At 72.4% G+C, this 10,257-nt stretch carries 8 protein-coding genes; 4 read left to right on the top strand and 4 right to left on the bottom strand.

Features of this window, described 5'->3' with window-relative positions:
• Position 1 precedes the first annotated feature (1 nt).
• The gene (gene zapE / locus Q0112_RS02620) at positions 2-1,084 is read right to left on the bottom strand and encodes a cell division protein ZapE (protein WP_297971013.1); all 1,083 of its coding nucleotides are present in this window, start codon (positions 1,082-1,084) and stop codon (positions 2-4) included.
• 20 nt (positions 1,085-1,104) lie between these two features.
• Complete coding sequence (locus Q0112_RS02615) at positions 1,105-1,827, bottom strand: alanyl-tRNA editing protein (RefSeq protein WP_297971010.1); 723 nt, start codon at positions 1,825-1,827, stop codon at positions 1,105-1,107.
• A 160-nt stretch (positions 1,828-1,987) separates the two neighbouring features.
• On the opposite strand from Q0112_RS02615, the gene Q0112_RS02610 reads away from it, so the two are divergent.
• Positions 1,988-3,235 carry an MFS transporter gene (locus Q0112_RS02610; protein WP_297971007.1) on the top strand — a complete coding sequence of 416 codons (1,248 nt, stop codon included), beginning with the start codon at positions 1,988-1,990 and terminating at the stop codon, positions 3,233-3,235.
• A gap of 129 nt (positions 3,236-3,364) precedes the next feature.
• Positions 3,365-3,772 (top strand): DUF6636 domain-containing protein, encoded by a 408-nt coding sequence (locus tag Q0112_RS19425; RefSeq protein WP_324563653.1) that lies wholly within the window; start codon positions 3,365-3,367, stop codon positions 3,770-3,772.
• A gap of 18 nt (positions 3,773-3,790) precedes the next feature.
• Here the strand turns inward: Q0112_RS19425 and Q0112_RS02600 are convergent, their stop codons facing one another.
• A complete protein-coding gene (locus Q0112_RS02600; protein ID WP_297971002.1) occupies positions 3,791-5,263 on the bottom strand; it encodes an NAD-dependent succinate-semialdehyde dehydrogenase in 1,473 nt (490 codons plus the stop codon).
• Positions 5,264-5,288: 25 nt separating this feature from the next.
• On the bottom strand, positions 5,289-6,692 hold the full coding sequence (locus Q0112_RS02595) for an FGGY-family carbohydrate kinase (protein WP_297971000.1): 1,404 nt from the start codon (positions 6,690-6,692) through the stop codon (positions 5,289-5,291).
• A 127-nt stretch (positions 6,693-6,819) separates the two neighbouring features.
• On the opposite strand from Q0112_RS02595, the gene Q0112_RS02590 reads away from it, so the two are divergent.
• Positions 6,820-8,922 (top strand): bifunctional rhamnulose-1-phosphate aldolase/short-chain dehydrogenase, encoded by a 2,103-nt coding sequence (locus Q0112_RS02590; RefSeq protein WP_297970998.1) that lies wholly within the window; start codon positions 6,820-6,822, stop codon positions 8,920-8,922.
• A 10-nt stretch (positions 8,923-8,932) separates the two neighbouring features.
• Positions 8,933-10,219 (top strand): L-rhamnose catabolism isomerase, encoded by a 1,287-nt coding sequence (gene rhaI / locus Q0112_RS02585; RefSeq protein ID WP_297970996.1) that lies wholly within the window; start codon positions 8,933-8,935, stop codon positions 10,217-10,219.
• Positions 10,220-10,257: the final 38 nt, after the last annotated feature.

Raw genomic sequence — 10,257 nt, 5'->3', positions numbered from 1 at the left:
GCTACCGCCCCCAGTCCGCGCTCCGCATCTCGTGCAGCCGCGACGCCGTCCGCTCGAACTCGAACGCCCCCTCCCCCTCGACGTAGAGCGCGTCCGGCTCCGCCGCCGCCGAGCAGACGAGCCGCACCTTCGCCTCGTAGAGCGCGTCGATCAGGGTCACGAACCGCTTCGCCTCGTTGTTCCGCGCCCGGCTGAGCCGCGGGATGTCGTCGAGGATCAGCACCTCCACCGCCTCCGCCAGCGCCAGATAGTCGGCCGGTCCCAGCGCCGCCCCGCAGAGCTCCCGGAACGACGCCCGCCCAACCCCGTTGCGATACTCCGGCACCGTCACCGTCCTCCCCTGCACCTGCAGCGGCAGCGCCGCGCCCGGCCCCCCCGCCAGCCGCTCCCAGGCCGCATCGAGCGCCGCCGTCGCCTCCGGCCCGAGCGGCGCATGATAGACCTCCGCCCCCTTCAGCCGGTCCAGCCGGTGATCGGTCGCGCTCTCGAGCTCGTGCACCTCCAGCCGATCCTCGATCAGCGCGATGAAGGGCAGGAAGAGGTTGCGGTTCAGCCCGTTCTTGTAGAGCTCCTCCGGCGCCCGGTTCGAGGTCGTCACCACCACCACCCCCCGCTCGAACAGCCGCTCGAAGAGCCGCCCGACCAGCATCGCGTCGGTGATGTCGGTGACCTGCATCTCGTCGAAGCAGAGCAGCGTCGCCTCGTCCGCCACCCTGTCCGCCACCGGCCGGACCGGGTCCGTCACCCCCTTCGCCCGCGCCGCCGCGATCCCCTTGTGCACCTCCTGCATGAAGGCATGGAAATGCACCCGCCGCTTCCTCGCGACCGGCGCCGCGGCGAAGAAGAGGTCCATCAGCATCGACTTCCCCCGCCCCACCCCGCCGTAGAGGTAGAGCCCCGGCACCGGCTTCTCCTCCAGCCGTTCGCGCCCCCAGCCGAACCGCCCGAGCCCGACCCGCTTCGGCTTGGCCGGATTGTAGTCGGCGAGCCGCATCGCCAGCAGCTGCAGCTTCTCCACCGCCAGCCGCTGCGCCGGATCGGCGTCGATCTCGCCCTCGGCGACGCGCCGCCGGTAGAGGGCCATCGGCCCCTCCGCCGCCCCGCTCATGCGGCGAAATGCAGGTTCACGCGCCGGTTCTCCCGGCCCTTCTTCTCGATCTTCCCGATCCGCAGCCGCCCGATCTCGGCGGTCGAGCGCACGTGCGTCCCGCCGCAGGGCTGCAGGTCGATCGTGCCTTCCCCCAGGCCGATCCGCACCAGCCGCACCCACCCCTCGCCGACCGGCGGCTTCACCTTCATGGTCTTCACCATCTCCGGCCGCGCCGCCAGCTCCGCCTCGCCGATCCACTCGGCGCCGATCGGAAGATCGGCCGCCACCAGCTCGTTCAGCCGCGCCTCGATCGCCGCCACGTCCCCGGGCGGCTCCGGCATGTCGAAGTCGAGCCGCCCCTTGTCCTCGCCGACCGACCCGCCCGTCACCCCGTAGGGCAGCACCACCGACAGGAGATGCAGCGCGCTGTGCATCCGCATCAGCCGGTGCCGCCGCTCCCAGTCGAGCCGCAGCTCCACCCGCTCGCCCGGCCGCGGCGCCTCGGCCCCGGGCGCGAGGAGGTGCAGCACCCGCGACCGATCCCCCTCGGGATGCACGGCGCCCGCGACCGCGATCTCGCGCCCGCCGGCCAGGATCAGCCCGCTGTCGCCGGGCTGGCCGCCCGAGCTCGCATAGAAGAGCGTCCGGTCGAGCTCGACGCCCCCCGCCCCCGCCGCGAGGACGACGGCCTCGGCGCGGGCGAGATAGGCATCCTCGCGATAGAGAAGATCGGTCATCGGCAGGCTCCGGCTCTGGCCCCGCCTGCCTAGCATCCCCGGCCGGTGCGTCAACGGGCGGAAGCGGAATCACGAACCGTGATGGCCGAGGCCACAAGAATGCGCGTTGACCTCCTCCGCCGCCGCCGCAGTATCAGGAGCCCCGATTCCCGAGACGCCCATGCCCCAGGCCCGCATCCCGCTCGTCACGCCGCTGCTCGTCGCGGCCTGCACCATCCTGCTCGTGGGCTTCGGCGTCCGCGCGAGCTTCGGGCTCTTCCAGATCCCGATCGCCGAGGACTTCGGCTGGCTGCGGGCCGACTTCTCGCTGGCGATCGCGATCCAGAACCTCGCCTGGGGGATCGGGCAGCCGATCTTCGGCGCCATCGCCGAACGCTACGGCGACCGGCGGGCGATCATCCTCGGCGCGCTGCTCTATGCCGCGGGCCTCGTGCTCTCGGCCAACGCCGTGACGCCGGGGGCGCACCAGTTCCTCAACATCCTGATCGGCTTCGGCATCGCCGGGACCGGCTTCGGCGTCATCCTCGCCATCGTCGGCCGCGCCGCCTCGCCCGAGCGGCGCTCGCTCACCCTCGGGGTCGCCACCGCCGCCGGCTCGGCCGGACAGGTGGTCGGCCCGCTCCTCGCCGACTGGCTGCTCGGGATGATGCCCTGGCAGCAGGTCTTCATCGTCTTCGCCGCCCTCATCCTCGCCACCCTCGCGCTCCTGCCGTTCATCTCCGGGCCGGCGCGCGCGCAGCCCGGGGCGCCGGCGGGCGAGGAGAGCATGGGCGCGATCGTCGGCCGGGCGATCCGCGACCCCTCCTTCGCGCTCATCTTCCTCGGCTTCTTCTCCTGCGGCTACCAGCTCGCCTTCATCACCGCGCACTTCCCCGCCTTCGTGACCGAGGTCTGCTCGCCGATCCCGGCGAACGGCGTGCTGGCGAGCTTCGGGATCACCACCACCTCGGCGCTCGGGGCGCTGGCGATCGCGGTCATCGGCCTCGCCAACATCTGCGGCACGCTGGCCGCCGGCGCCCTCGGGCAGCGCTACAGGAAGAAGTACCTGCTGGCGCAGATCTACCTCGCCCGCACCGTCGTCGCGGCCGCCTTCATCCTCGCCCCCATGACGCCGGCGAGCGTCCTCGTCTTCTCGGTCCTCATGGGGGCGCTCTGGCTCGCCACCGTGCCGCTGACCTCCGGCCTCGTCGCGCAGATCTGGGGCCTGCGCTACATGGGCACCCTCTACGGCCTCGTCTTCTTCAGCCACCAGCTCGGCGGCTTCCTCGGCGTCTGGCTCGGCGGGCGCCTCTACGACATCTACGGCAACTACACGCTCGTCTGGTGGGTCGGCGTCGGGGTCGGCGCCTTCTCGGCGCTGGTCCACCTGCCGATTCGCGAGCGCCCGGCCCTGCCCCTCGCCGCCTGAACGCGTGCTGTCTTGCGCGCCAGACACGGTGTAAGCCACTGAATCAACGGTTAAATCTAAACCCGTTAACGACTTTGGCAAGGTCTGTTAAGAAGGAGTGACCGGACGCATTCCAACGGGGGGACGGAAATGCGCCTTCTCACACTCGTCGCCTTGCTGGCCGCGGGCCCGGCACTGGCCGACGTCTCCATGTTCCGGATGCCGTCGGGGAACATCGAGTGCACGATCGGAACCGGGGAAGGGCCGTCTGACCTGGCTTGCGTGATCTTCGAACGCGGCGGCGCCCCTGCCGCGCCGCCCCCGGCGGGCTGCGGCGCGGGATGGGGGCACAGGTTCATGATGTGGGGGCGGGGCCCGGTCCAGCTGCAATGCGGTGCGCCGGGAATGCCCGGCCTCGGCCCGGAGCACGACTTCGCCTACGGGCGGGCGCTGGATTTCCGCGACATCTTCTGCCAGTCCTCCCGCAATGGGCTCGAGTGCCGCAACGCCGACGGCCACGGCTTCTTCCTGTCGCGGGCGCGGCAGTCGGTATTCTGACGGGCAGGCCCGGTCTTCTCACCAGCTCGCCGCGATATACTTCGTCTCGCAGAACTCGAGGATGCCGTGGTGGCCACCCTCGCGCCCGAGGCCGGACTGCTTCACGCCGCCGAACGGCGCCGCCGGGTCGGAGACGAGGCCGCGGTTGAGCCCGACCATCCCCGCCTCGATCCGCTCGGAGACGCGCAGGCCGCGGGCGAGATCCGAGGTGAAGACATAGGCGATGAGCCCGTACTCGGTATCGTTCGCCATCGCGACCGCCTCCTCCTCGGTCGCGAAGGTGCGGATGGCCGCGACCGGGCCGAAGATCTCCTCGCGCCCGATCGCCGCTTCCGCCGGCACCCGGTCGAGGACGGTCGGCGGGAAGTAGAAGCCGGCGCGGTCGAGCGCCCGGCCGCCGGCGAGGAGGCGGGCGCCGCGGCCGACCGCATCGTCGACGAGGCCGGAGATGGTCTCGATCGCCGCCTTGTTGATCATCGGGCCGATCCTCGTCGCCGGGTCGTAGCCGGCGCCGAGCGGCAGCGCCGCCATGCGCCCGGCCAGCTCCTCGGCGAAGGCGGGCGCGATGCCCTCCTGGACGATGAAGCGGTTGGCCGCGGTGCAGGCCTCGCCGCCATTGCGCATCTTGGCGATCATCGCCCCGTCGAGCGCCGCCTCGAGATCGGCGTCGTCGAAGACCACGAAGGGCGCGTTGCCGCCCAGCTCCATCGAGCAGCTCAGCACCTGGTCGGCCGCCTCCTTGAGCAGCCTGCGCCCGACCGCGGTCGAGCCGGTGAACGAGAGCTTGCGCACCCGCGGATCGTGCAGCATCGCGCCGACCGTCTCGCCCGCGCGCGCGGTGGTGATGACGTTGAGGACACCGTCCGGCACCCCCGCCTCGGCGCAGAGCCGTGCGAGGACATAGGCCGTCAGCGGCGTCTCGGTCGCCGGCTTCAGCACGCAGGTGCAGCCGGCGGCGAGCGCCGGGGCGATCTTGCGCGTCGCCATGGCCGCAGGGAAGTTCCACGGCGTGACCAGCACGGCGACCCCGATCGGCTGGTGCTGCACCAGGATGCGGTTGGCGCCCGAGGGCGCGACCGAGAGCTCGCCCCCGAGCCGCACCGCCTCCTCCGAGAACCAGCGGAAGAACTCCGCCGCATAGCTGACCTCCCCGGTCGCGTCGGGCAGCGCCTTGCCGTTCTCGAGCGAGATGAGCCGCGCCAGCATGTCGCGCCGCTCGATCATCAGCTCGAAGCAGCGCCGGAGGATCTCCGACCGCCGCCGCGGCGGCGTGGCGGACCAGCCCGGCAGCGCCGCACGCGCCGCGGCGACCGCCTCGAGGGCGTCCGCGGTCGAGGCATCGGCCACCGTGGTGATCGCCGCGCCGGTCGAGGGGTCGAAGACCTCGATCCGCCCCTCGCCGGGACGCCAGGCGCCCCCGATCCAGAGATCGCCCGGCAGCTTCGCGGGATCGAAGCCGAGCGCGTCGGCGAGGCGGGGCTGAGCGGTCATGACGGGCCTCCGAACTGGTCGAGGATCAGGTAGCGCGATCGACTTCCGCCCGCCAGCGGGCGGCATAGGCCGCGAGCCGCGGCGCGCGCGGCTGCCGCGCCGCCTCCGGCGCCGCCCCGGCCGGCCCGTCCCCCGGCGGCAGCGCGAGGAGCGCGGCGCCGGCGCTCGTGCCGGTCGTCGCCGGCGAGGCCGGCGCGAGGCCGCCCGGCACGATGGCCGCGAGCATCCCGGTGAAGGCCGGGTTCGCCGCCAGCGGCCCCTCGACCACCACCGGCCCCTCGGCGCCGATCAGCTCGAGGCAGACCCCGGTCGTCAGCGCCAGGTACCAGGCGACGACGACGGCCCGCTCGCCGGGTGCGAGCGCCGCCTCCGGCACCGACCAGCGCTGCGCGCGGCCCGGGAACGGCCCCGAGCCCGGCTCGACCGCCGGGAAGAGCATGGCCCCGTGCGCCAGCACCGCCTCGGCGTCGGCCGCCGTCGGGGCCGCCTCCCGTCCCTCCATCAGCCGCGACCACTCCCGCCCGCCCATGAAGCGCGCCGAGGGCACCGGATCGCCGAAGGCGTTCACGTTGACCAGCGTGTCGCGCGCCGCATCCAGCGTCACCTTTCGCCCGCCGATCGCCATCGAGACCACCCAGGTCCCGGTCGAGACCACCGCGAAGGGCGGCTTCCGCGCCATCAGGTGCGGCAGCAGCGAGGCGTTCGAATCGTGGATGCCGCAATGCACCGGCGTCGCCGGGTCGAGCCCGGTCGCCGCCGCCACCTCCGCCGTCACCGGCCCGAGCACGTCCGCCGCCCGGCGCAGCGGCGGCATCAGCCCCGACCAGCCCATCCCCTCGACCAGCGACGAGAAGCGCCCCCCATGCGGGTCCCAGAGGTCGGTGTGGCAGCCGAGCGAGGTCCGCTCCGATGCCGCCACCCCGGTCAGCCGGAAGCTCCAGTACTGCGGATACATCAGGATCGCCGCCGCCCGCGCCGCCTCGGCCGGGAAGCGGCGGAACTGCCAGAAGAGCTGCGCCCCGAGCGTCAGCCCCGCCGGCAGCCGCGGCGATCCCGTCTCGGCGAAATCCGGCCGCGCCGCGTCATACGCGGCCGCGAGCTCGTCCGGCCCGGCGAACTCGTAGTCGAGCACCGGCAGCGCCAGCCCCCCCGCCCTGTCGACCAGCGCCGCCGTCGCCCCATGCGCCGTCACCGCGATCGCCCCCACCCCGTGCCGCCCCTGCAGCGCGCGCGCCGCCTCGAGCAGGAAGCGCCAGATCCCCTCCACGTCGGCATGCGGATAGGGCGGCCCGGGCAGCGGCCGGTTCGGCGCGGTCAGGACGTCGATCTCGCCGAGCGTCGCGGCATCGACCAGCACCGCCTTGGCGTTGGTCTTGCCGATGTCGAGAACGAGGACGGTGGCGGGCCGCCCGCCCCTGGCCTTGTCCATTCCGGCTCCCCCTCCGTCGCCCCGCATGACAATGGGCCAGCCGCCGCACCGCGATCAAGGGGGCCGCTTTGACAAGCGGATCCCGCTGCGCGATACCAGTCCGAACGGGCTTCGGGGAGGATGGATCATGCTCGACGCGAAGACAGGCCGGACCCTCGCCAACCTCTGGGACGACACGAGGGCCGCGGGCATGAGCGAGCCCGAGCTCCTCCTCTACCGCTCGAACCTCCTCGGCGCCGACAAGCGGATCACCAACTACGGCGGCGGCAACACCTCGGCCAAGGTCACCGAGACCGACCCGCTGACCGGCGAGCCGGTCGAGGTCCTCTGGGTCAAGGGCTCGGGCGGCGACGTCGGCACCATCAGGCTCGACGGCTTCGCCACCCTCTACATGTCGAAGCTCGAGGCGCTGAAGGGCCTCTACCGCGGCCCCGAGCACGAGGACGAGATGGTGGGCTACCTGCCCCACTGCACCTTCAACCTCAACGCCCGCGCCGCCTCGATCGACACGCCGCTGCACGCCTACGTGCCGCGGGCCCATGTCGACCACATGCACGCCGACGCCATCATCGCCATCGCCGCCTCGAAGGACTCGTGCGCGCTGACCCGGGAGGTCTTTGGCGACGAGATCGGCTGGCTGCCCTGGAAGCGCCCCGGCTACGAGCTCGGCCTCTGGCTGGAGAAATTCTGCCGCGAGAACCCGGCCGCCCGCGGCGTGGTGCTCGAGAGCCACGGCCTCTTCACCTGGGCCGACGAGGCGAAGGCCTGCTACGAGACCACCATCGAGATCATCAACCGCGCCATCGCCTGGCTGGAGACGAGGACCGCCGGCCAGCCGGCCTTCGGGGGCGAGGCCCACGCCCCCCTGCCGCCCGAGGAGCGGCGCCGGGTGGCCGCGGCGCTGATGCCGCGCATCCGCGGCATGATCTCGAAGGACGCCCGCATGGTCGGCCACTTCGACGACAGCCCGGCCGTCCTCTACTTCGTCGGCGCGAAGGGGATGCGCCCGCTCGCCGCCCTCGGCACCAGCTGCCCCGACCATTTCCTGCGCACCAAGATCCGCCCGCTCGTCGTCGACTTCGACCCGGCGCGGCCCGACCTCGCCGCCACCCTCGCCGGCCTCCCCGCCGCGGTCGAGGCCTACCGCGCCGACTATGCCGCCTATTACGAGCGCTGCCGCCGCCCCGACAGCCCCGGCCTGCGCGACCCGAACGCGGTCGTCTACCTCGTCCCCGGCGTCGGCATGCTGACCTTCGCCAGGGACAAGGCGACCGCCCGCATCTCGGGCGAATTCTACGTCAACGCCATCAACGTCATGCGCGGCGCCTCCGCCGTCTCCGAATACCGCGGCCTCCCCGAGCAGGAGGCCTTCGACATCGAATACTGGCTGCTCGAGGAGGCCAAGCTCCAGCGCATGCCGAAGCCGAAGAGCCTCGCCGGCCGCATCGCCATCGTCACCGGCGGCGCCGGCGGCATCGGCGCCGCGACCGCCGAGCGCCTGCTCGCCGAGGGCGCCTGCGTCGTCCTCGCCGACATCGACGCCGGGGCGCTCGAGGAAACCCGCGCCGCACTCGCCGCCCGCCACTCCGCCGACGCCGTCCGCACCGTCGAGATGAACGTGACCTCGGAGCCCGCGGTCGCCGCCGCCTATGCCGCGATGGCGGTCGAATACGGCGGGGTCGACATCGTCGTCTCCAACGCCGGCATCGCCTCCTCCGCCCCGGTCGAGGACACCACGCTCGAGCTCTGGGACCGCAACATGGCGATCCTCTCGACCGGCTACTTCCTCGTCTCGCGCGAAGCCTTTCGCCTCTTGAAGGCGCAGGGCCTCGGCGGCGCCCTCGTCTTCGTCGCCTCGAAGAACGGCCTCGCCGCCTCCCCCGGCGCCTCGGCCTACTGCACCGCCAAGGCCTCCGAGATCCACCTCGCCCGCTGCCTCGCCCTCGAAGGCGCGCCCGAGGGCATCCGCGTCAACGTGGTCAACCCCGACGCCGTGCTGCGCGGCTCGAAGATCTGGGCCGGCGAGTGGCTCGAGCAACGCGCCTCCACCTACCGGACCGACAAGGAGGGGCTGGAGGAGATGTACCGCCAGCGCTCGCTCCTGAAACGCTCGGTGCTGCCCGAGGACATCGCCGAGGCGATCTACTTCCTCGCCTCGGAGGCCTCCGCCAAGTCGACGGGCAACATCATCAACGTCGACGCCGGCAACGTGCAGGCCTTCACCCGCTAGGGAGGACGAGATGGCAGGAATCGACCCCGGGCTGATCGCCGCGGAGAACGAGGCGCGGGCCGCGGCCCTCGCCCGCGACTATGCCGCCCTCGCCGAGCAGCTCGACCGCCGCAGCATCGACATCGAGCGCATCAAGGCCAGGCTCGCCGCCTTCGGCGTCGCCGTCCCCTCCTGGGGCGTCGGCACCGGCGGCACCCGCTTCGCCCGCTTCCCCGGCCCCGGCGAGCCGCGCGGCATCTTCGACAAGCTCGACGACTGCGGCGTGATCCACCAGCTCACCCGCGTCACCCCCACCGTCTCGCTGCACATCCCCTGGGACAGGGCCGACCCGGCGGCGCTGAAGGCCAGGGCGCAGGAGGTCGGCCTCGGCTTCGACGCGATGAACTCGAACACCTTCGCCGACGCCCCCGGCCAGCCGCTCTCCTACAAGTTCGGCTCGCTCTCCCACACCGACGCCGCCGTCCGCGCCCAGGCCGTCGAGCACAATCTCGAATGCATCGCGATCGGCCAGGCGATCGGCTCGAAGGCGCTGACCGTCTGGATCGCCGACGGCTCGAACTTCCCCGGCCAGTCGCACTTCACCCGCGCCTTCGAGCGCTACCTCGACTCGATGCGGCAGATCTACGGCGCCCTCCCCGAGGACTGGCGCCTCTTCTCCGAGCACAAGATGTACGAGCCCGCCTTCTACTCGACGGTGGTGCAGGACTGGGGCACCAGCTACCTGACCGCCAGCGAGCTCGGCCCCAGGGCCTTCTGCCTCGTCGACCTCGGCCACCACGCCCCCAACGTCAACATCGAGATGATCGTCGCCCGCCTCATCCAGTTCGGCAAGCTCGGCGGCTTCCACTTCAACGACTCGAAGTACGGCGACGACGACCTCGACGCCGGCTCGATCGACCCCTACCGCCTCTTCCTCGTCTTCAACGAGCTTGTCGACGCCGAGGACCGCGGCGCCCCCGGCTTCGCCCCCGCCCACATGCTCGACCAGAGCCACAACGTCACCGACCCGATCGAGAGCCTGATGGTCAGCGCCACCGAGGTCGCCCGCGCCTATGCCCAGGCCCTGCTCGTCGACCGCGCCGTCCTCGAAGCCGCCCAGGAGGCGAACGACGCCCTGATGGCGACCCTCACGCTCAAGGCCGCCTTCCGCACCGACGTCGAGCCCATCCTCGCCCAGGCGCGGCTCGAGCAGGGCGGCGCCATCGACCCGGTCGCCGCCTTCCGCGCCAGCCGCTACCGCGCCGCCATCGCCGAGCGCCGCCCGGCCGTCGCCAGCATCGGCGGCGGCATCGTCTGACCGCCGCCCGCGCTTCACGAAGTTTTAACCCGACGAAA

It is taken from the genome of uncultured Amaricoccus sp. (genome assembly GCF_937858865.1).
GTDB lineage: Bacteria > Pseudomonadota > Alphaproteobacteria > Rhodobacterales > Rhodobacteraceae > Amaricoccus.
The sequence above is the reverse complement of the archived record's forward strand: the minus strand, read 5'-3'. Positions and strand labels throughout refer to the sequence as shown.